Below are 21,107 nucleotides of genomic sequence, written 5' to 3' on the forward strand. Positions count from 1 at the left end.
CCGCCGCCATGTACGAGCTGTCCCGGGTCCGCCTCTACTCCATCGGGCCTGCCGGCGCGCGCTACGCCGATACCGTGCTTGACCTGCGCGGAGTGGGCGAACCCGTGCCCAACCCCGCGCCGGCCCAGGCGGAGTTCTTCGAGGAGGAGCCGGTCGGCCCCCCGCGCCGCCCGGCACCCGCCGGTGTGCTCTTCCTGGAGAACGGCGGCGGCAAGTCCGTCCTGCTGAAGCTGATCTTCTCCGTGATGCTGCCCGGCCACCGCAACACCCTCGGCGGCGCCAGCTCCGGCGTACTGCGCAAGTTCCTGCTCGCCGACGACTGCGGTCATGTCGCCCTGGAGTGGCAGCACACCCTCACCGGCGAGTGCGTCGTCGTCGGCAAGGTCAGCGAGTGGCGCGGACGGCAGGTCTCCAACGACCCGCGGAAGTTCGCCGAGGCTTGGTACTCCTTCCGCCCCGGACCCGGTCTCAGTCTCGACTCGCTGCCGGTCGCCGAGGCCGTCGCCGTCGGCCGGCCCGTCGAAGGCGCGTCCGGTGCCCGGGGCAGGCGCCGCACCATGAAGGGCTTCCGGGACGCCCTCACGGACGCGGGCAAGTTCTACCAGCACCTCGATGTGCACTGGGAAGAGATCCACGACCGGTGGAACGAGCACCTCGGCGACCTGGGCCTCGACCCGGAACTCTTCCGCTACCAACGCGAGATGAACGCCGACGAGGGTGAGGCGGCCGGGCTCTTCGCAGTCAAGAAGGACTCCGACTTCACCGACCTGCTGCTCCGCGCCGTCACGGACACCCGCGACACGGACGGTCTCGCCGACCTGGTCAGCGGCTTCGGCAACAAGCTGGGCCGCCGGGCCGAACTCACCGCGGAACGCGACTTCACCGCAGGCTCCGTCGACCTGCTCGGCCGGATCGTCGAGGCCACCGGCACCCGCTCCCGTACCCGCGACATCCACGCGGGCGCCGAACGCCGCACCCGTACCCTCGCCCGCAGGCTCTCCGCCCGGGCCGCCCAGGAGCGCGGCCGCACCGCCGACCTCGCCCAGCAGGTGACGGGCGCCGCCCACACGGTCACCGCTGCCGAGGAGGCCCGCAGCCGCAGCGCCCTCATCGCCGCCGAACTGGCCTACCGGCACGCCTCCCTGGCCCTGGCCGGAGCCGAGAAGGGCGCGGCCGTCCAGCGTCGCGAGCTGGGCGATGCCCGCACCCTGCACGCCGCCTGGCAGGCCGCCGAAGCCGTGCTGCGTCACCGAGCCGCCGCCGACCGTTCCGCGCGCGTCGCCGTCGCCATCCGCGAGGCCGAACGCGACGCCGCACCCGCGCTCGCCGCCCGCGCCACCGCCGCCGCCGACCTCGTACGCGCTCTGCATACCGCCGCGGAAGCCGGAGAGCAGCTGGCCAACGAGGAGGAGGAGCGCTCCGACACCCTCCAGGCCGCGGGTGAGACCGCCCACCGGGATGCCACCACCGCCGCCACCGAGGCGCAGCGAGCCCGCAGCGAGGCCGGACATCTGCGCCAGCGCCTCGCCGAGGTCGAGCAGGAGACCGCCGAGGCCGTACGGGCGGGCTGGCTGGACAACACCGCGCCGGACGCCGACCCGGCGCGGGCCGCCCTCGCCGCGAGCGACGCGGAGCAGTCCACCGTCGCCGCCTGGAACGCCGCACGGGAAGCGGCCGGAGCCGCAGCCGACCGGGCCAGGGAAGCGGCGGCCGCCGAAAGCCGCGCCGACCTCGCCGCGGCGCGCGCCGCTGACGGTGCGCAGGCGGCGGAACAGTCGTACGAGGCCGAGTCGAGGGCCGCCGAGTCGATCGCCGCCGACCACCGCCTCGCCGACCTGCTGGGCCTCCCCTCGGTCCACGGGGCGGGTGTGCCACGGCCCCGCGGAGCCACCGGTGGCGAACCGGGCACCGCGGCACCGTACGGCGTGGCGCCCCAGGGCGGGCGCGAGGACGGGGCGGGAACACGCACCGGCTCCGGCACCGCCGCGGCCGGTTCCGGCCGGCAGGCCGTCGCCGGCCAGGCACTCGCCACCGACCGCACCGGCGCGGGCGAGCACTCCCCGACCGCCGAAGAACCGCTCACCGCGGAGGAGTTCGACCGGAGCGCCGACGAGCTGAGGGGGCTGCTCGACGAGGGCATCGCCGCCGCCGAACGCCGCCTCTTCGAACTGCGCACCGCCGCGGCCGACGACTCCCGCATCCTCGGCGCACTCGGCGACGGCGGACTGCTGCCGCCCGGACCCGACGTGCTCGCCACCGTCGAATACCTCGGTGAGCACGGCATCCCGGCCCTGCCGGGCTGGCGCTACCTCGCCCAGGCCGTCGACCCCGCCGACCACGCGGCGGTGCTCGCCGCTCGCCCCGAGCTCGTCGACGGCGTGATCATCACCGACGCCGACTCGCACGCCCGCGCCCGCGAAGTCCTGGGCGCCGCGGCCCTGCTGCCGCGCTCCGCCGTGGCCGTCGGCACGACCACCGCACTGCTCGCCCCCGTGCCCACCCCCGGCACCGGCTCCGCCGGGAGCACCGACGGGGTGTTCCTCGTCCCGCCGAACCCGGCGATGCACGACGAGCTCGCCGCCGACGAGGAACGCCAGGCACTGCGGAGCCGGGCCGCCGACCGCGACGAGGACATCCGCACGCTCGCGGCCCGCCTTTCCGGGGACCGGTCCCTCGCCGCCCGCATCGGCTCCTGGCGCGCCGACTGCCCGCCCGGCATGCTCGCGGAGCTTGCCGAGGCCGCCCGTACCGCCCGCACGGCCGCCGAGACGGCCCGGGCCGTGCTCGCCGAGGCCCGTTCGGCGCGCGCCGAGGCCGACGAAGCCGCCGCGGACACCGCCCGAGTCCGCGACGAGCGCCAGGAGGCGGCCCAGCGTGCCCGCCGTGTCGCCGACGCCCTTGCGGGCCTGGCCCACCGGCTCCGCGAACGCTCGCGCTGGCAGGCACGGCTGCGTGAACTGGTCGAGGAGGCGGCCGAGTCCGAGGCCCGCGCCACCGTCTGCCTGGAGCGTGCCCGCGCCGCCGACGAGGACCGCAGGGCTGCCCAACGGGCGGCCGACGACGCCCGCCGCACCGCCCGAGCCCTGCGCGCCGAACGCGCGGAGATCGCAGGCGCCCCGGAGAACCTCCCTGAGCCCGAGGGCGACGCCCCGCGCCCCGCCCTCCCCGCGCTGCGCGAGGCCTACCGGGCCGCATCCCAGCTGTACGAGAAGGTGGGTGTCGGCGCCGACCTGCGCGCCGAACAGGCCCGGGCCGAGAGCGACGAGAGCGCCGCCCTCGCCGAGCTGGACCGGCTCACCAACAAGGTCCGCAGCCGCGCCGGCCAGCTCCTCGAGGGCACCGACGGAGCCGACGGCCCGTCGCGTCAGGCGGCCGCCGCCCGCGCCGAATCCCTGGTCCAGCTCCTGGAGACCCGTGCCTCCGCCGCGAGCGAGCAGCTCGGCCGGCTGCGCGGCGAGGCCGAGCGCCTCGCCCCGGTCGACGGCGAGACCCACCACACCGAGCTCCCCGACGAGCTGGTCCCCGCCGATGCCGAGCAGGCCCAGACGCTCCTGCGTACCGCCACGGCCGAACTCGGCACCGCCACCGGATCCCTGGACACCGCCCGCGCCGCCCACGCCGAACTGCTCCACGCCCACCGCACCGCCGAGGCATCTGCCGGAGGCTTCGACGAGACCGCCGCCCTGCTGCGCGACCTTCTCAGGGACCACGGCGCCGACGACGACCCGGAGGCTCCCGAGCCGTACCCCGGCAGCCTCGACGAGGCCCGGCAGTCCGCAGCCGAGGCCCGTCGCTCGCTGCGCGGCTGCACCGCAGACCTCTCCGCCGCCGAAAGCGCCGTGCGCGAGGCGAGCGACGTCCTCGTACGGCACGCCAACTCCACCCGCTACGAGCAGGTCCGCACCCCCGCCCGGCAGCAGATCCGGGAACTCCCGGCCGCGGCACTGCCCGAGCATGCCGAGAAGTGGGCCGCCGCCTTCGCGCCCCGGCTCCGCGTCCTCACCGACGAGCTCGCCCAGCTGGAGCGCAACCGCGACTCCATCGTCGACCGGCTCCGCGGACTCGTGGAGTCCGCACTCACCACCCTCCGTTCCGCCCAGCGGCTCTCCCAGCTCCCCGAGGGCCTGGGGGAGTGGTCCGGACAGGAGTTCCTGCGCATCCGATTCGAGGAGCCCGACCAGGCGACGCTCACCGAGCGGCTCGGCGACGTCATCGACGAGGCCACTCGCGCCGCCCTCAAGAAGAACTCCGACCTGCGGCGTGACGGCATGTCCCTCCTGCTGCGCGGCGTACAGGCGGCGCTGGAGCCCAAGGGCATCGCCGTGGAGATCCTCAAGCCGGACGCGGTGCTCCGTGCGGAACGCGTCCCGGTCGGACAGATGGGCGATGTCTTCTCCGGCGGCCAGTTGTTGACCGCCGCCATCGCCCTGTACTGCACGATGGCCGCCCTGCGCAGCAACGACCGGGGTCGCGACCGGCACCAGCACCGCCACGCGGGCACGCTCTTCCTCGACAATCCCATCGGCCGTGCCAACGCCACGTATCTGCTGGAGCTCCAGCGCGCGGTGTCGGACGCCCTCGGCGTGCAACTGCTCTACACCACGGGACTGTTCGACACCACGGCGCTCGCCGAATTCCCCCTGGTCATCCGGTTGCGCAACGATGCGGACCTGAGGGCGGGCCTGAAGTACATCAGCGTGGAGGAGCACCTGCGCCCCGGCCTGCCGCAGCAGGATCCGAACGGCGAGACGGTGCACGGAGAGATCACCGCGACCCGCATGTTCAAGCGCACACCGGCGACGCCCGACGCATCAGTGGCAGCCGAAGCCCCCGACGCGCCCCGGGCCCCCGAGTCACCCGGAGGTGCGGGGACACCGGCCGACTAGGGCGTGTGTCGGAAGTGCCGCCGTCCGCCCGAAGGGTGGGCCCGGCGTCCGGTGCGCGCGATCGCAAGGCGGAGGGTCGTCCTCGTACTGGACGTACTCGGACGACCCCGACAACGCAGCGAGCGTGCCGGGCGTCGCGGGGCAGGCGGGACTTCCGACACACGCCCCAGTGTGTGTCGGAAGTGCCGCCGGGGCATGCGCGGTCAAGCCCGAGACAGGTTGCCCGCACCCCGGCGGCGTATCCGAGCCGCCTCCCGGTCCTCGGCCCTCGCCGCCCGACGGGCCGCACGCCGCTCCCGGCGCAGCTTCCGTGCCGAGCTGCTGGGCATGGACACCACGCCATGGCGCTGGTTCCAGACCTGGCGGGTCACCCACACGTCCAGCACCGACCAGGTGGCGACCACCGTGCTGCCCACGCTGCTCATCACCATCGGGAAGGCCAGCCACGAGCCCGTCAGGGTGGCCAGGAACGCCACCATCGCCTGGATGATCGTCAGCGACATGATGAGCACGGCGCGCACGGCCGACGTACGGACCGGATCCGGCATGCGTCGCCGTCCCGCATGCTCCTCCACCCACAGCGGCTGCCGCGGGATCCGTGTCCCGCCCTCCGCCGGCGCCCCGGCGCTCCGACGCTCTTCCGTGTCCAAGGACTTCCAACTCCCCACCAGTGTCCGACTTCAGGGTTGTTGCCCGGCATGCGGCGTTTCTACGCAGGCGGACCTGATCGCCCTGCCGTACGCCCTCTCCGTAATCCCCTACCCCGTGCCGACGCTCGTACAGACAGACGAGTGAATCGTGGTGAAGATTCCCTCGATCTACCACGGAACGAAGACTTCCAGCCAACTGCCAGGTGGGTGAATGCGGCGCTCCGGCGGGGCTCTTCTGCCACTTTCGCGAACTTCATCTCACGGGATACCAGGACAACTCACGCCCACCGCCTGCCAGTCCGGCTGAAAATCGTCCGGACATGCCTTCGAGTTGTCTGTGACGCAGTAGTAGGCTCGCGCCGTTTATTGACGGAACACCGCCCCCGTACGAGGGGCTGAGCTGGGGGAGGCCATGCGCTTTCGCGGGAAGTCCATCCGCAGGAAGATCGTGGCGTTGCTGCTGGTGCCGCTCATCTCCCTCACCGCCCTCTGGGGCTTCGCCACCTATCTGACCGGCCGCGAGGCCAACCAGCTGTTGGGTGCGAGCACGATCGTGGAGAAGGTCGGCCATCCGCTGGAGGACACCGTCCGGGTGGTCCAGAAGGAGCGCCGGCAGACCCTCGTCTTCCTCGCGGACCCTCGCGCCTCCGACGCCCTTCCCCTGCTGCGCCGCGAACGTGCCGCCACCGACCGCGTCGTGGCGGACGTCAAGAAGAGCGCACAGCAGAAGAGTGTTCGCGACGCCCTGAGCACCGACGCCGAAGCGCAGCTCAATTCGATCCTCAGTGCCGTCGAAGGTCTCGGTGCGCTTCGCGACTCGGTCGAGAAGCGCACCATCGACCGTGATCAGGCACTCGATTTCTACAACGGCCTCATCGACCCCTGCTACCGCTTCCTGACCGGTCTCCACACCATGGAAGACGTGGTGCTGGACAAGCAGCTACGTGCTCTGGTCGGCGTCTCGCGGGCCCGCGAATTGCTGTCCCGGGAGGACGCCCTGGTTGCCTCGGCGCTCGTCGCCGGCCGGCTCGACGCCCCTGAACTCCGACGGATCTCCGACCTGGTCGCCAACCGCAAGCTGCTCGTCGAGATCAACAGCGAGGCCCTCCCGGCGGCGGAGCGGCGGCGGGTGGAGCAGTACTGGGCGAGCCCGGAGAGCGAGCCGCTGCGCACCGCGGAGAACAAGATTGTCGCCGCGGGCCCCACCGACGACCCCCGCGCGGTCGACGCCGAACGCTGGCAGGAAGTGGCCCCGCCGGTCCTGGACCGGCTCGCCAACGACTCGACCGAGATGAACAACCGCTTCCAGGACCGCGGCAGGCCCGCCGGATACAGCGTTCTGATCAAGGCCGGTGTCGCGGGCGTTCTCGGATTCCTCGCCCTGCTCGTGTCCGTCTTCGTCTCCGTACGCATCGGCCGTGAGCTCGTCCGGGACCTCTCCCGGCTCCGCAAGGACGCCCACGAGGTATCCGGCGTACGGCTGCCGAGCGTGATGCGCCGCCTTGCCGCGGGCGAGCACGTCGACGTCGAGACCGAGGCCCCGCATCTGAGGTACGAGAAGGACGAGATCGGCCAGGTCGGGCAGGCACTCAACACCCTGCAACGCGCTGCCGTCGAGGCCGCGGTCAAGCAGGCCGACATGCGCCGCGGTGTCTCCGAGGTCTTCGTCAACCTCGCCCGCCGCAACCAGGTGCTGCTGCACCGCCAGTTGACGCTGCTGGACGCCATGGAGCGCCGTACCGAGAACACCGACGAACTCGCGGATCTCTTCCGCCTGGACCACCTCACCACCCGCATGAGGCGGCACGCCGAAGGCCTCGTGATCCTCTCCGGCGCCGCGCCGTCCCGGCAGTGGCGCAAGCCGATCCAGCTGATGGACGTGGTGCGCGCGGCCGTCGCCGAGGTCGAGGACTACGAGCGCATCGAGGTCCGCCGGCTGCCGCGCCTCGGTGTGGGCGGGCCCGCCGTCGCCGACCTCACCCACCTGATCGCCGAACTCCTGGAGAACGCCACCGTGTTCTCGCCCCCGCACACCGCGGTCCAGGTGCACGGCGAACGCGTCGCCAACGGCTTCACCCTCGAGATCCACGACCGTGGTCTCGGCATGCCGCCCGAGGTCCTTCTGGACGCCAATCTGCGGCTCGCCGAGACGCCCGAGTTCGAGCTCTCCGACACCGACCGGCTCGGCCTCTTCGTGGTGAGCCGACTGGCCCAGCGACAGAATGTCCGGGTCTCCCTGCAGACCTCGCCGTACGGAGGCACGACCGCCGTCGTCTTCATTCCGGCGGCCCTGCTCACCGACGCCGCCGATACGCAAGGCTCGGGATTCCGCCTCGACCGGCGGGCCGAGAAGGCGATCGGCAGTGGCGGGAACGGCAAGGAGGGGCCGCACAGCGACAAGAACCGCAGGGACGGCGCAGCGGACCGGCGGTCAGCCGATCGCCCGGGCGAGTCCAGGCCCGGTGTACTCGCTCCGGTCCCCAGCGGGCTCGGGGACCCGACCGTCCTGGACGGACCGGTCGAACTCGAAGGGCCGGTCGACGCACTCGGCTTCATGGCGGATCCCGTAGTCGATTCCGTACTCGGCCCGGTTCTCGACGGAGGGTCCGACATCGAAGACACCGAGAGCGAACGCGGTGGCATCTTCCGCGCCCGCGACCTCCGGCGTGACGCCGACCGCGAACAGCACCAGCAGGCGTCCGACCAGATCTCCGGATCCACGGCCGGTGTCCGGGCGATGCGCTCCGGCGGCCCGGTGCCGCTGCCCCGCCGCAAGTCGCCGACGCTGGTCACCGACCGGGGGCGCCGCATCGACGATGCCGGCCGCGCGCACCCGACGACCACCGACCAGGAGCCCGCGGACACCGGAAGGGACAGCGCCGTGCCCTCGTACGACAAGGGCCGCTCCTCCTCCGCCCCGGGGCAGTCCACCAGCGACGCCTGGGCCTCCGCCGCCGTCACCGGGCGGCCCACCGAACCCCGGCAGCCCACCGGCTTCCGGTCATCCACCGAGCTCGCCGCACCCCCGTCGGCATCCCCCGAAGCGACACCACCGCCCGCACCCTCATCACCCCCGGGAACCGTGGGCGGACTGCCCCGCCGGATCCGGCAGGCCAACCTCGCCCCGCAGCTCCGCGAAACTTCCGGCGGACGTGCTTCCGAGCCGGCCCGCGTGGAATTGTCCGAGGACATCGAGCGGGACGCGGACGAGGTACGCAGCCGAATGGCATCGCTGCAGCGAGGCTGGCAGCGCGGCCGTCGGCAGAACGCCGAGGAAGCGACCGGGCCCGGTGAGACAGCACAAGGAACCACTCCGGGAGGGGACGGTCGATGACCGCACCGAACGCCGCAGCATCCAACGCCACACGCCAGGGATCCGGCGAACTCAACTGGCTGCTCGACGAACTCGTCGAGCGGGTCGGAAGTATCCGCAAGGCGCTGGTGCTCTCCAGCGACGGCCTCCCCACCGGCACGTCCAAGGACCTGACCCGGGAGGACAGTGAGCATCTGGCGGCCGTCGCCTCCGGATTCCACAGCCTCGCCAAGGGCGTCGGGCGCCATTTCGACGCGGGCCGTGTCCGTCAGACCGTCGTCGAGCTCGACGAGGCGTTCCTCTTCGTCACGGCAGCCGGTGACGGCAGCTGTCTCGCCGTGCTGGCCGACTCGGACTCCGACGTGGGGCAGGTGGCGTACGAGATGACACTGATGGTCAAGCGTGTGGGGGCACACCTGGCCAATGCCCCACGGACGCCCGGTCTGCCCGCCGGAGGGTGAGGGGCGGGCATGAGCGCTGACTCGTCCCGGGACACACCCCCCGGATCCCCGGCCGCTCCCACCGACCCGCAGTCGTCGCGGTGGTACGACGCCGATGCGGGGCCGGTGGTCCGTCCGTACGCGATGACCCGGGGCCGTACCAGCAGCGCGTCCCGCCACCGCCTCGACCTGATCGCGATCGTCGTCCCCGAACCGGCGGCCGACGACCCCGGCCGGGACCAGACGCTCTCCCCGGAACACGTGGAGATCGTCGAACTCTGCAGCAACATGCCCCAGTCGATCGCCGAGCTGGCGTCCGGTCTGGATCTCCCCGTCGGGGTGGTCCGGGTGCTGGTCGGCGATCTCGTCGAGGACGAGCTGGTGCATGTGACCCGTCCCGTTCCGCCGGCCGAGCTGCCGGACGTGAACATTCTTCGCGAGGTGATCAATGGCCTTCGGGCGCTCTAGCAGCAGCAGGCGGCCCGTGGAGCCGGTTACCTTGAAAATCCTGGTGGCGGGCGGCTTCGGCGTGGGCAAGACGACGCTGGTGGGCGCGGTCAGCGAGATCAGACCGCTGCGTACGGAGGAGCGGCTGAGCGAGGCCGGCCGCCCGGTGGACGACACGGCCGGAGTCGAGTCCAAGACCACCACCACGGTGGCCATGGACTTCGGGCGGATCACGCTCCGCGAGGACCTGGTGCTGTATCTCTTCGGCACACCGGGACAGGACCGCTTCTGGTTCCTCTGGGACGAACTGGCCCAGGGAGCCCTGGGCGCGGTCGTCCTCGCCGACACCCGGCGTCTGGAGGACTGCTTCGCAGCCGTCGACTACTTCGAGCAGCGCGCGATCCCGTTCGCCGTCGCTGTCAACTGCTTCGAGGGAGCCGACCGGTTCCCGACGGAAACGGTGCAGGCGGCGCTGGACCTCGACCCGGAGGTGCCGGTGCTCATGTGCGATGCGCGCGACCGGTCCTCGGTACGGGACGTGCTGGTGGCGGTCGTCGAGCACGCACTCGCCCGCGCGGACCGGTTCCGCGAGCCGGCCACCACCTGAGCACAGCGGCCGAACGCGGCCCGTACCCCCGCCGACCGGGGTACGGGCCGCGCGTCGTTGGGCCACCGGATGCGGGATCGCGGACGGAACCGCGTACTCCGTAACCGGGCACGGGGACCGTGTCCGCAACCGCCTCCGGGACCGCGAGCGGAGCCGCTACCTGCTGCCGGCGCCCTCCTCCTGCCAGCCCAGGCTCCGCTCCACCGCCTTGCGCCAGTTGCCGTACTCGCGCTCACGGATCTCCGGCTCCAGGTGCGGTTCCCACTCCACGTCGCGCTGCCAGTGCGTCTTGAGCTCGTCGAGCCCCGACCACACCCCGGTCGCAAGCCCCGCCGCGTACGCCGCGCCCAGACACGTCGTCTCGGAGATCTTCGGTCGGATCACGGGAACCCCCAGAACATCCGCCTGGTGCTGCATGAGCAGCCGGTTCGCCGTCATCCCGCCGTCCACCTTGAGCGTGGTGATCGGCACCCCCGAGTCCTGGTACATCGCGTCGACGACCTCACGCGTCTGCCAGCTGGTCGCCTCCAGAACGGCGCGGGCCAGATGGGCCTTGGTGACGTAACCGGTGAGCCCGGTGATGACCCCCCGGGCATCCGAACGCCAGTAGGGGGCGAAAAGACCGGAGAAGGCAGGAACGATGTACGCCCCGCCGTTGTCGTCGACGCTCGCGGCCAGCGTCTCGATCTCCTCGGCGCTCCGGATGATCCCGAGCTGGTCGCGGAACCACTGGACCAGCGCCCCGGTGATCGCGATCGAGCCCTCCAGGCAGTAGACAGGGGCCTGGTCGCCGATCTTGTAGCCGAGCGTGGTGATCAGCCCGCTCTTCGACGGCACGGGCCTGTTCCCGGTGTTGAGGAGCAGGAAACTCCCGGTGCCGTATGTGTTCTTGGCGGTACCCGGCTCGTAACAGGCCTGCCCGAAGACCGCCGCCTGCTGGTCGCCGAGCGCGGAGGCCACCGGCACCCCGGCGAGTGCGCCGACCGCGGTTCCGTACACCTCCGCCGACGACCGGATCTCCGGAAGCACCGCCGCCGGGACGTTCATCGCCGTGAGGATCGACGGATCCCACTCCAGCGTCTCCAGATTCATCAGCATCGTGCGCGACGCATTGGTCACGTCCGTGACATGGACCCCGCCGTCCGTGCCGCCGGTGAGATTCCAGATCAGCCAGGAGTCCATGGTGCCGAAGGCGATCTCGCCCCGCTCGGCTCGGCTCCGCAGCCCCGGTAGGTGGTCCAGCAGCCAGGCGGCCTTGGGACCTGAGAAGTAGCTGGCCAGTGGAAGCCCGGTGCTGTCCCGGAAGCGGTCCTGGCCGTCCGTGCCGCCGAGTTCGTGGCAGAGAGCGGCCGTACGGGTGTCCTGCCAGACGATGGCGTTGTGGACGGGCTGCCCGGTCGCCCGGTCCCAGAGCACGGTCGTCTCGCGCTGGTTGGTGATGCCGAGCGCGCTGAGTTGCTGCGCCCGCAGCCCGGCATGGGCGAGTGCACCTGTCACCACGGCCTGGACCGTGGTCCAGATCTCGCTGGCATCGTGCTCCACCCAGCCGGGTTTCGGGAAGATTTGGCGGTGCTCGCGCTGGTCGACGGCGACAATCGCGCCGTCCTGGTCGAAGATGATGCAGCGGCTCGATGTGGTGCCCTGATCGATGGCGGCGACGAAACTGCCCGTCATGACGTCCCCTTGTCGCAAGGTCGAGAATCCGAAGTGACAGAACCTGGATGACCGGAACCCGGGTGGCTGGTGCCCCTCCCGGCAAGATTTGCGCCGTCGCACTTCCCGGCACGCGCTCCCCCAAGGCCTTGAGGGCCAGGGGAGATCCCATCCGAGGACTTCCGGTCGCCGTGCGATCGCACGCACCGGTCGAAGCTCCTCATGGGGCGGACATGGCCGGTCACGCCCTAGAAGGCGGCATGGAAGACGACACCCGCCAGGAGCCCGCCCACCAGCGGTCCCACCACCGGGATCCAGGAGTAACTCCAGTCGGAGGTTCCCTTGTTCGGTATCGGCAGCAGTGCGTGCACCAGCCGCGGACCGAGGTCGCGGGCCGGATTGATCGCGTACCCGGTGGGTCCGCCGAGCGACAGTCCGATGCCCACCACCAGCAGGGACACCAGGAGTACGGAGATTCCGGAGCCGTAGACCCCAGCCCCTGCCTCCGCCACCGGCCCGATCTCGATCCCGGCGTTCTTTCCGAAGGCCAGGATCGGCAGCACCAGACCGGTTGTCGCGATGATCTCGGTGCCGAGGTTGGCAACCGGACTGCGGATCTCCGGAGCGGTCGAGAAGATCCCCAGCGTCGGCACGGCCGTCTTCTCGTCCGCGTTGGCGCGGAACTGCGCGTAGTACGTGAGCCAGGCCAGCAGCGCACCGATGATCGCGCCCACCATCTGCCCCAGGATGTAGAGGGGGACCTTGTCCCACTTCCCGGTGTCGACGGCGATGCCGACCGTGACCGCCGGATTGAGATGCCCGCCGGACAGCGGGGCCGCGGTGTACGCACCGGCCAGCACACCGAAGCCCCAGCCGAAGGCGATCACCACCCACCCCGCGGCTCTCGCCTTGGAGTGGTGGAGGGTGACGGCGGCGCACACACCCGCGCCGAACAGAATGAGGATCGCCGTACCGATGACTTCCCCGACGAAAATGTCTCCATTGCTCATGGCGCTCCTGGGGGTTGTCCGGCGGGTCTCGCCGGTCGCTTCCATGGCTACGGAGGCCGAGGGCAGGAAGGCTCGCTGCCCCGCCCGGCTGTCCGTGACGAGCGTGGTGACCATGTCGGACTGCCGCAGAGCGGGAGTGGCGGCAGCGACTGAGGAAAAAGTGTTCACCGATGCTGATCGGCCGTCAAGAATGCTGACAGCAAACCCAGTTCACGATGCACGGATCGGATGCTTCCGCGCGTTGCGGATGGGCGCGGGAGATCTCGGTGGACCGCGACGACAGTCGATCCGTGCCCGAGCAGCCCCTGATCGCCGGTCATTCCGGCGCACACCCCCGGAACCTGCCGTTCCGCCGCGCAGCTGCCACGTCGGCTCGCAGACCTCGGTGAGGGACGGTTCGTCGGGACCGACGCACGCCTCCTCGTACGCCGCCCGGGCGATCGAGGCGCGGAAGCTCTCAGGGGCGGGTCCACCGCCACCGCCGGATCGGTCGCGATGTCCGGAAGGTCGGGCACGGCCTTCGGGCAGGTGGGCGTCACCGTGGTGACGGCGCGGATACGGACCGGGTGTGCCGCGCCGTGCAGCCGCGTGCACTGTCCCCGGTGAACCATCCGGTCGCCACGGGTGTGCGTGTGCGACAGGCCCCTTACCCAGCAACAAATCTGGCGGAGCGTCAAAAGTGTTCCACGGTCAGCGGTTCTCGGCGAGCCACTTGGCAGCGATCTCCGCCAGCTCCCCGTCGCGCCCCGCCAGCATCATCCGGATCATCTGCACATCGCCGCGCAGCGACCATGCGGGGTGTCCGAAGGTGGCCGGATTGTTCTTCTCGATCAGGAAGTGCGCGGGCCAGGCCGTGCCGTACCCGATCAGGGGCAGCGCCGCGGCATATCGCTTCCGGCCACGGGCCAGGCCGTAGGCGGTGACCGCGAGCCCGGTCAGGGTCCCCGTCAGATGAACCCACCGGGTCGCCGCCCTGGAGTGCATCGCCACGTAGTAGGGCCAGAACTCTTCGTACGAATCGAACGTCTGCTGTGACATACGGGCACCGTAATGGCTGGGAGCGCAACCGGATACGGCCGGTCCGCGTCCGAGAGGAGGGATGAGTGGCCGGAACCCACGGGGGTGGTCCCGGCCACTCGTTGTTCCACCGCGCGCCGCGGGCTTCAGTGCCCTGCGACGGACCGCCGCGCCACCGGGAAGTCGAAGTAGGTGTCCGGGAACAGCTCAGGCTTGAAGGTGTAGTGCCACCACTCCTCGGCCAGATTCACGAAGCCGGCGTCCGTGAGCGTCGTCTTCAGGAACTGCCGGTTGGCTCGCTGCACACCCTGGATCCGCGGGTCGTCCGTGTGCGACAGCGTGTCGAAGCAGTCGAATCCCGTGCCCATGTCGACCGAGTTGTCCGGGAACCGCTCGGCCTGCGGCGCGTAACAGGGCACCAGTTGCTCGCCCGGCCGGTACGGCCTGGTCGGCGCGGCGGGCAGCCTCACCAGCGTCAGGTCCACCGTGCTGCCGCGGCTGTGTCCGGACTTCTCGGCGATGTAACCGTCCGTGAACAGCCGCGTCTTGTCGACCCGGGGGTAGAACTCGCCCTTCATCGCCTCGTCGTCGAGATCCTCGGCCCAGCGTACGAAGTGATCGACGGCCCGTTGCGGCCGATAGCAGTCGTACACCTTCAGCGAGTAGCCCCGGCGCAGCAACTGCGTCTGTGCCCGGTGCAGGGCCTGGGCCGCGGGCCGGGTCAGGATGCAGAGTGGCTGCCGGTACCCGTCGACCGGCTCGCCCAGGAAGTTGTGGCCGGTGGGATAACGCATCTCCTGGATGATCGTGGGGTCCACCGAACGCAGTGCGACGAACTCATCGGGCGCCTTCGGCTCGGTCTTCGCCTGCGCCGCGGGGGTGGCGGCGGTGACGGCGAGCAGGGCGGCGGCAGTGGCTGCCAGGACACGGAAAGCAGAAGCGATACCTGTCATGGGCGCATCATCCATGACTCACGGGGGCCCCGGAAGCACGATCGGATACAGTCCGCGCGTGTCCGCGCCAGAAAAGAAGACCGAGCGGAGGAAACGGGTGGAGCAACCGACGAAGGGCTCCCACTGCAGCAGTTGCGGAGCGCCGTATCCCTCGCCGGCAACCGAGATGTGGCCCCGCACCTGTACCGCCTGCGGCGACATCGCCTACCGCAACCCCCTCCCGGTCGCTGTCGCCCTGCTCCCCGTCACCGACCGGCAGGGCACCGCGCTCGTCGTCATCACCCGCACCATCGAGCCCCGGCGCGGCGGCCTCGCCCTGCCCGGCGGCTTCATCGACCACGCCGAGGACTGGCAACACGCGGTTGTCCGTGAACTCCGCGAGGAGACCGGCATCGAGGCCGACCAGCAGGACGTCCGCCTCGCCGACGCCCTCAGCGCGCCGGACGGTCACCTGCTCCTCTTCGGCCTCCTCCCGCAACGCCCGACCGCCGAGCTTCCGCCGTCCGTCCCCACCGACGAGACAGCCGGCCACAGCCTGCTCAGGGCCCCCGCCGAACTGGCCTTCCCCCTGCACACCCGGGCCGCCCGCGCCTGGTTCGAGGGGCGCTACCGCTACCGCTGACGGCATCACACCCCGCGCACCCGCACCGGGCAGGTCACCTCACCGTCCCCACCGTCCCGTTCCACCACGACCCGGCCGCCGGACAGCCGTGACGTGTACCGCTCGACCTCCGCCTCCTGCCATCCGTCACCCGCGTCCCGGACCACCAGTCCGCTCCCGGTGCGCCCAGGAGCCGGAGCCCACACCTCCAGTTCCAGCCCGCCGTCCGCGCCGCGCACCGGAATCACCGCACCCGCCCGGGCCAGCACCGGCACCCGGGACAACGGTGCATCGACCAGGACCTGCCCCGGCCCCTCGTGCACCTCGCCGGTCGCCGTGTCGTACCACCGCCCCCGCGGCAGCCGCACCGCCCGCCGATCCGTGCCCCGCTGCAGCACCGGCGCCACCAGCAGTGCGTCGCCGAGCAGAAACGCGTCCTCGCAGTCCCGCAGCGCCCGGTCCCCGGGCGCCCCCCACCACAGCGGCCGCACATACGGCGCACCCGTCAGCCGGGCCAGCTGCGCCAGCGTCACGAAGTACGGACGCAGCCGCTCCCGCTCCTCGAGCGCCGCCCTCGCGTGCTGCAGCACCTCCGGCCCGAACTCCCACGGCTCCCGCCGCCCCGCGTCCATCGCCGAGTGCGTACGGAACAACGGCAGAAAGGCACCCAGCTGGAACCACCGCAGATACAGCTCGGGGGACGGCGACCCGTCGAAGCCCCCCACATCAGGGCCCGAATACGGCACCCCGCACAGTCCGAGCCCCAGCACCAGCGCCAGCGAGGCGCGCAAGCCCGGCCAGCCCGACTCCACGTCGCCGGACCAGGTCCCCCCGTACCGCTGCATCCCCGCCCAGCCGGAACGCGAGAACAGGAACGGCCGCTCGTCGGGACGCAGTCGGCGGAGCCCCTCGTACCCGGCCCGCGCCATCGCCAGCCCGTACACATTGTGGGCCTCCCGGTGATCGCCCCCGAGGCCCTCCAGACAGTGCCGCGCCGACCGCGGCAGTGTCGGATCACCGAACGCCGTGAACGACACCGGCTCGTTCATGTCGTGCCACACCCCGGAGAACCCCTGCGCCAGCCGCTCCTCGTACAGACCGCCCCACCACTCCCGCACCTGGGGATCGGTGAAGTCCGGGTACACGCACTCCCCGGGCCACACCTCCCCGCGCACCGCCCGCCCCCGCGCGTCCCGCACGAACGCCCCGGCACTGCCGACCGCCGAACCGGCATCGAACACCGCGTTCCCCGGCTCCGCCTTCACCGCCGGATCGACGATCGACACCAGCCGCACGCCGTCCTCCTCCCGCAGTTCCTTCGCCAGCCCCGCCAGATCGGGGAACCGCTCACGGTCGACGGTGAACACCCGATGGCCGTCGTAGTGGTCGATGTCCAGATGCAGCACGGACAGCGGCAGCCTCCGCTCCCGGTACCCGGCGACCACCCGCCGGACCTCCCGCTCGCTCCCGAACCCCCAGCGGGCGTGCTGCGGACCGAGCGCCCAGGACGGCGGCAGCGCCGGCGCACCCGTCAGAGCCGTCCAGCCCTGAAGCACCCGGGCAGGCGTCCCCGCCAACGCCCAGCAGCGCAGCGGCCCCCCGTCCATCCGCACCTCGCACATCCCCGGACGGTCATGCCCGGACCCCGCGCCCTCCTCGCCCTCGCTGAGCGTCACCCGCCCCGCCCAGGTGTTGTCGTGGAACACCAGATGCGTCCCCGCGTCCGAGACCACCACCTGCACCGGCATCGTCAGATACAGCGGATCGTCACCGGGTCCGAAGCGCCCGCCCGGATCGGTGTTCCACAGCGCGTACGAACCGTCCCGCAGCCGAGGCCCCGCCCCCCGCCCGCCCAGCCCGAAGAACCTGGCGTCCGCCGGCAGCTCGGACCGCTGCACCCACCGGGCGGAGCCCCCTGCCACCGGCTCCCACCATCGCGGTGGCAGTTCCCGCCGGAGCACCACACCGCCGGGCGTGCGCAGTTCCACCGCCCCGTGCCGGGACACCACCACGGTCAGCCGCTCCGACACCACCTGCCAGCCACCGTCCTTGCCCGGCTCCAGCAGGGCACGCGGATCCGGCTCCGGCGCCGGACCGGGAAGCGCGTACGACGGCAGCGGCTCCGCCCCGTCCCACGCCCAGAACACCGCACCGCCCGCCGAAACCTGGATGCACAGCTCCGAACGGGCGAACCTGACCACACCACCACCGGGCCCGGGCTCGGCCCCGGCCAGCAGACCGGGCACCCTGGCCCGCTCCGGGCCGCGGGGAGACAGCGCCCGCGCATCCGCACGTTGCCGCCGCCAGGCCGAGCGCACCGTGCGCATCCCCCGCACCGAACCCACCATTTTCACCGAGCGCACCAGGTCACGACCGTTCATGCAGTTCACCCTGCCACCCGACGAGGCGTCAGCGGGCTCCGTTCAACTTCCGTTCACCCGTGGCCGGACCACATAGCCGGACAAGTAACCATGGGTGGGGAACCCTGGTGCGGAAGACGATCACGTGGCATCGTCCGTGACACGCCCACCCCGCGTACCCGTACAGCCAGGGAGCCGCCCCATGACCTCAGCAGCGAACGAAGCCCCCCTCTGGCAGCCCGACCCCGAGCGCATCGCCGCCGCGGCGGTCACCCGCTTCCAGAGCTGGGCGGCCGAGCGGTACGGAGCGCCGGCCGAAGGCGGCTACCCGGAGCTGCACCGCTGGTCCGTCGACGAACTGGAGACCTTCTGGCAGGCCGTCGCCGACTGGTTCGACATCCGGTTCTCCACCCCGTACGAGACCGTCATCGGCGACCGCACCATGCCCGGCGCCCAGTGGTTCCCCGGCGCCACCCTCAACTACGCGGAACACGCCCTGCGCACCGCCGAGGACCCCCTCCGCGCCGGCGCGCCGGCCCTCCTCCATGTCGACGAGACCCACACCCAGGTCCCGGTCAGCTGGTCCGAACTCCGCCGTCAGGTCGGCTCCCTCGCCGCCGAACTCCGTGCTCTGGGGGTTCGCCCCGGCGACCGCGTCAGCGGCTACCTCCCCAACATTCCGCAGTCGGTCGTCGCGCTCCTCGCCACCGCGGCCGTCGGCGGCGTCTGGACCTCGTGCGCCCCGGATTTCGGTGCCCGCAGCGTCCTCGACCGGTTCCAGCAGGTCGAACCCGTCGTCCTCTTCACCGTCGACGGCTATCGGTACGGCGGCAAGGAACACGACCGCTCCGAGACGGTCGCCGAACTGCGCCGCGAACTCCCCACCCTGCGCGCCGTCGTCCACATCCCGCTGCTCGGCACCCCCGCCCCCGAAGGCGCCCTCGAATGGTCCGCACTCACCTCCGCGGACACCGAGCCCGTCTTCGAGCAGGTCCCCTTCGACCACCCGTTGTGGGTGCTGTACTCCTCCGGCACCACCGGGCTCCCCAAGGCGATCGTCCAGTCCCAGGGCGGCATCCTCATCGAGCACTTCAAGCAGCTCGGACTGCACTGCGACCTCGGGCCCGACGACCGGTTCTTCTGGTACACCTCCACCGGCTGGATGATGTGGAACTTCCTCGTCTCCGGCCTGCTCACCGGCACCACCGTCGTGCTGTACGACGGAAGCCCCGGCTACCCGGACGTCAGCGCCCAGTGGCGCGTCGCCGAACAGACCGGCGCCACCCTCTTCGGCACCTCCGCCGCCTACGTCATGGCGTGCCGCAAGGCCGACATCCACCCGGGCCGCGACTTCGACCTCTCGCGCATCCAGTGCGTGGCCACCACCGGCTCCCCGCTCCCGCCCGACGGCTTCCGCTGGCTCCACGACGAGGTCGCGGACGACCTCTGGATCGCCTCCGTCAGCGGCGGCACGGACGTCTGCAGCTGTTTCGCCGGGGCGGTCCCCACCCTGCCCGTACACATCGGCGAGCTCCAGGCACCCTGCCTCGGTACGGACCTCCAGTCCTGGGACCCGGCGGGCAAACCGCTCTCCGGCGAGGTCGGCGAACTGGTCGTCACCAACCCGCTGCCCTCGATGCCCATCCACTTCTGGAACGACCCGGACGGCAGCCGCTACCGCGACAGCTACTTCGAGATGTACCCCGGCGTCTGGCGCCACGGCGACTGGATCACCCTCACCGACCACGGCTCGGTCATCATCCACGGACGCTCCGACTCCACCCTCAACCGGCAGGGGGTACGGATGGGCTCCGCCGACATCTACGAAGCGGTCGAACGCCTCCCCGAGATCCGCGAATCCCTGGTCATCGGCCTCGAGGAGCCCGACGGGGGGTACTGGATGCCGCTCTTCGTCCACCTCGCCGACGGTTCCGCCCTCGACGACGGCCTGCGCGACCGGATCAAACAGACCATCCGCGACAACCTCTCGCCGCGCCACGTCCCGGACGAGGTCATCGAGGTACCCGGCATTCCGCACACCCTCACCGGCAAGCGCATCGAGGTTCCGGTCAAGCGCCTCCTCCAGGGAACGGAGCTGGCCAAGGCCGTCAACCCCGGCTCGATCGACAACCTCGGACTGCTCCACTTCTACGAGGAACTGGCCCGCAAGCGCCACTGACGGTCCGCACTGTCAGTGCCCGCGATTACTCTGAGTGAGCAATGTTCGACAGCGCACGGGGGAGTCATGGCGCACACAGGGAACACCAGGAAAACCACGTCCATGCGACGCACGCTGCGCCGCGAAGCACCGAGCACCATCGGCCTCCTGGCCGACGAGCAGGACTTCGCGGCCATGCGGCACTACCGCACCTTCACCTTCGACGACCACACCGTCTATCTGCAGCAGGTCGAGGGTCTGCTGAAAATCCTCGCGGCCCAGGGCATGCACACCACGGTCGCCCTCTTCGACCCCGAGGAATACGCGGAATACTGCGCCGAATCCGGGCTCGCGCCCGACGCGCCGGCCAGCCGCAGTCGTTTCACCGCCGAAGTCGCGGCTGCCGGAGCCACCGTCGCCTACACCGGACAACCCATCGACACCCTGATCCCGCTCCTCGTCTCCCGAGCGGTCCGCCAGGCCACCTGGGAGTACGCCACGGTGCTCCTGGCCGACCTCGGTGAATGCGCCGACTGCGGCCAGGACATCGGCCGCGCCGCTTTCGACCGGGCCTCCCACCTTCTGATGCGCACCCTGGAAACGGCGGGTCCGGGAACCCACCACCTCGTCTGCAGCACCCCCACGGAGAACGAGCAACTGCTCGCCGTCCTCCACACCGAGCGCGGCGCGACGGGGCCGGCCCGACTCGAATCCGGAGAGGGAGCAGAGTTCGTCACCGTCCTCGCCGTCGGCGTCGCCCTCGAAAGCCACGGCGGACTCGTCCTCCGTACGAGCAACCCCGGGACCCCGGACCGGGTTCACGGCTGGCGCCTGACCCGCGGCAGCCTCGTACCGCTCACCGCCGGCGAGGTCTTCAGCGCCTACTGCACCGACGCGGACACCGGCGACCCGGTCTCGCCGGAGTCGGGAGTGGAGTACTGCGCAGGCTTCGACATCGGCGCCGACGAACCGGAGGCCCACCGCTGAGATGAGGAAGGGGCTCCCCGCCACC

The 21,107-nt window shown here is 71.4% G+C and carries 14 protein-coding genes and 1 pseudogene; 8 read left to right on the forward strand and 7 right to left on the reverse strand.

From position 1 onward, the window contains the following. The first annotated feature begins 8 nt into the window (after positions 1-8). Entirely contained in the window at positions 9-4,886 is a 4,878-nt protein-coding gene (locus ACFU6I_RS32785; protein ID WP_384373217.1) for a hypothetical protein, read from the forward strand. Positions 4,887-5,089: 203 nt separating this feature from the next. Here the strand turns inward: ACFU6I_RS32785 and ACFU6I_RS32790 are convergent, their stop codons facing one another. Next, positions 5,090-5,536 (reverse strand): hypothetical protein, encoded by a 447-nt coding sequence (locus ACFU6I_RS32790; protein WP_384373219.1) that lies wholly within the window; start codon positions 5,534-5,536, stop codon positions 5,090-5,092. Positions 5,537-5,948: 412 nt separating this feature from the next. On the opposite strand from ACFU6I_RS32790, the gene ACFU6I_RS32795 reads away from it, so the two are divergent. Genes ACFU6I_RS32795 through ACFU6I_RS32810 form a run of 4 tightly spaced genes read left to right on the forward strand, consistent with a single transcriptional unit; the run spans position 5,949 to position 10,343 of the window. Continuing rightward, positions 5,949-8,870 (forward strand): nitrate- and nitrite sensing domain-containing protein, encoded by a 2,922-nt coding sequence (locus ACFU6I_RS32795; RefSeq protein WP_384373221.1) that lies wholly within the window; start codon positions 5,949-5,951, stop codon positions 8,868-8,870. After that, complete coding sequence (locus ACFU6I_RS32800; RefSeq protein ID WP_327247502.1) at positions 8,867-9,310, forward strand: roadblock/LC7 domain-containing protein; 444 nt, start codon at positions 8,867-8,869, stop codon at positions 9,308-9,310. The genes ACFU6I_RS32795 and ACFU6I_RS32800 overlap by 4 nt, the downstream gene beginning before the upstream one ends. 9 nt (positions 9,311-9,319) lie before the next feature. Then, complete coding sequence (locus tag ACFU6I_RS32805; protein WP_384373223.1) at positions 9,320-9,757, forward strand: DUF742 domain-containing protein; 438 nt, start codon at positions 9,320-9,322, stop codon at positions 9,755-9,757. Further along, positions 9,738-10,343, forward strand: a complete 606-nt coding sequence (locus ACFU6I_RS32810; RefSeq protein WP_384373225.1) for an ATP/GTP-binding protein — start codon at positions 9,738-9,740, stop codon at positions 10,341-10,343. Before ACFU6I_RS32805 ends, ACFU6I_RS32810 begins: the two co-directional genes overlap by 20 nt. Positions 10,344-10,499: 156 nt before the next feature. On the opposite strand, the gene glpK is transcribed toward ACFU6I_RS32810, so the two are convergent. The 5 genes and pseudogenes from glpK to ACFU6I_RS32835 form a co-directional block, all read right to left on the reverse strand. Next, a complete protein-coding gene (glpK, locus tag ACFU6I_RS32815; protein ID WP_384373227.1) occupies positions 10,500-12,017 on the reverse strand; it encodes a glycerol kinase GlpK in 1,518 nt (505 codons plus the stop codon). A gap of 227 nt (positions 12,018-12,244) precedes the next feature. Beyond that, positions 12,245-13,006, reverse strand: a complete 762-nt coding sequence (locus tag ACFU6I_RS32820; protein ID WP_384373229.1) for an MIP/aquaporin family protein — start codon at positions 13,004-13,006, stop codon at positions 12,245-12,247. Positions 13,007-13,275: 269 nt separating this feature from the next. After that, positions 13,276-13,593, reverse strand: a pseudogene (locus ACFU6I_RS32825) (lipid-transfer protein); the annotation flags it as partial. Between the two features lie 103 nt (positions 13,594-13,696). After that, positions 13,697-14,044 (reverse strand): Mpo1-like protein, encoded by a 348-nt coding sequence (locus ACFU6I_RS32830; protein ID WP_384373232.1) that lies wholly within the window; start codon positions 14,042-14,044, stop codon positions 13,697-13,699. A gap of 125 nt (positions 14,045-14,169) precedes the next feature. Continuing rightward, complete coding sequence (locus tag ACFU6I_RS32835) at positions 14,170-14,976, reverse strand: M15 family metallopeptidase (RefSeq protein WP_384373234.1); 807 nt, start codon at positions 14,974-14,976, stop codon at positions 14,170-14,172. A 166-nt stretch (positions 14,977-15,142) separates the two neighbouring features. Here ACFU6I_RS32835 and ACFU6I_RS32840 point away from each other — a divergent pair, with 166 nt between their 5' ends. Continuing rightward, positions 15,143-15,598, forward strand: a complete 456-nt coding sequence (locus ACFU6I_RS32840) for an NUDIX domain-containing protein (protein WP_384373242.1) — start codon at positions 15,143-15,145, stop codon at positions 15,596-15,598. Positions 15,599-15,603: 5 nt separating this feature from the next. Here ACFU6I_RS32840 and ACFU6I_RS32845 read toward each other — a convergent pair whose 3' ends face one another. Further along, positions 15,604-17,958, reverse strand: a complete 2,355-nt coding sequence (locus ACFU6I_RS32845) for a glycoside hydrolase family 31 protein (RefSeq protein WP_384373236.1) — start codon at positions 17,956-17,958, stop codon at positions 15,604-15,606. A 181-nt stretch (positions 17,959-18,139) separates the two neighbouring features. On the opposite strand from ACFU6I_RS32845, the gene ACFU6I_RS32850 reads away from it, so the two are divergent. Further along, complete coding sequence (locus ACFU6I_RS32850; protein ID WP_384373238.1) at positions 18,140-20,116, forward strand: acetoacetate--CoA ligase; 1,977 nt, start codon at positions 18,140-18,142, stop codon at positions 20,114-20,116. 66 nt (positions 20,117-20,182) lie between these two features. After that, positions 20,183-21,082, forward strand: a complete 900-nt coding sequence (locus tag ACFU6I_RS32855; protein WP_384373240.1) for a hypothetical protein — start codon at positions 20,183-20,185, stop codon at positions 21,080-21,082. The last annotated feature ends 25 nt before the right edge of the window (positions 21,083-21,107 follow it).

Origin of the sequence: Streptomyces sp. NPDC057486, from assembly GCF_042802415.1 — a bacterium.
GTDB classification, from domain to species: domain Bacteria; phylum Actinomycetota; class Actinomycetes; order Streptomycetales; family Streptomycetaceae; genus Streptomyces; species Streptomyces yanii.

Coding starts and splice junctions, on each gene's coding strand:
- ACFU6I_RS32795 (WP_384373221.1), top strand. CDS start 5,949: ATGCGCTTTCGCGGGAAGTCCATCCGCAGGAAGATCGTGGCGTTGCTG.
- ACFU6I_RS32835 (WP_384373234.1), bottom strand. CDS start 14,976: ATGACAGGTATCGCTTCTGCTTTCCGTGTCCTGGCAGCCACTGCCGCC.
- ACFU6I_RS32785 (WP_384373217.1), top strand. CDS start 9: ATGTACGAGCTGTCCCGGGTCCGCCTCTACTCCATCGGGCCTGCCGGC.
- ACFU6I_RS32810 (WP_384373225.1), top strand. CDS start 9,738: ATGGCCTTCGGGCGCTCTAGCAGCAGCAGGCGGCCCGTGGAGCCGGTT.
- ACFU6I_RS32805 (WP_384373223.1), top strand. CDS start 9,320: ATGAGCGCTGACTCGTCCCGGGACACACCCCCCGGATCCCCGGCCGCT.
- ACFU6I_RS32855 (WP_384373240.1), top strand. CDS start 20,183: ATGGCGCACACAGGGAACACCAGGAAAACCACGTCCATGCGACGCACG.
- ACFU6I_RS32800 (WP_327247502.1), top strand. CDS start 8,867: ATGACCGCACCGAACGCCGCAGCATCCAACGCCACACGCCAGGGATCC.
- ACFU6I_RS32830 (WP_384373232.1), bottom strand. CDS start 14,044: ATGTCACAGCAGACGTTCGATTCGTACGAAGAGTTCTGGCCCTACTAC.
- ACFU6I_RS32845 (WP_384373236.1), bottom strand. CDS start 17,958: ATGAACGGTCGTGACCTGGTGCGCTCGGTGAAAATGGTGGGTTCGGTG.
- ACFU6I_RS32820 (WP_384373229.1), bottom strand. CDS start 13,006: ATGAGCAATGGAGACATTTTCGTCGGGGAAGTCATCGGTACGGCGATC.
- ACFU6I_RS32840 (WP_384373242.1), top strand. CDS start 15,143: ATGTGGCCCCGCACCTGTACCGCCTGCGGCGACATCGCCTACCGCAAC.
- glpK (WP_384373227.1), bottom strand. CDS start 12,017: ATGACGGGCAGTTTCGTCGCCGCCATCGATCAGGGCACCACATCGAGC.
- ACFU6I_RS32850 (WP_384373238.1), top strand. CDS start 18,140: ATGACCTCAGCAGCGAACGAAGCCCCCCTCTGGCAGCCCGACCCCGAG.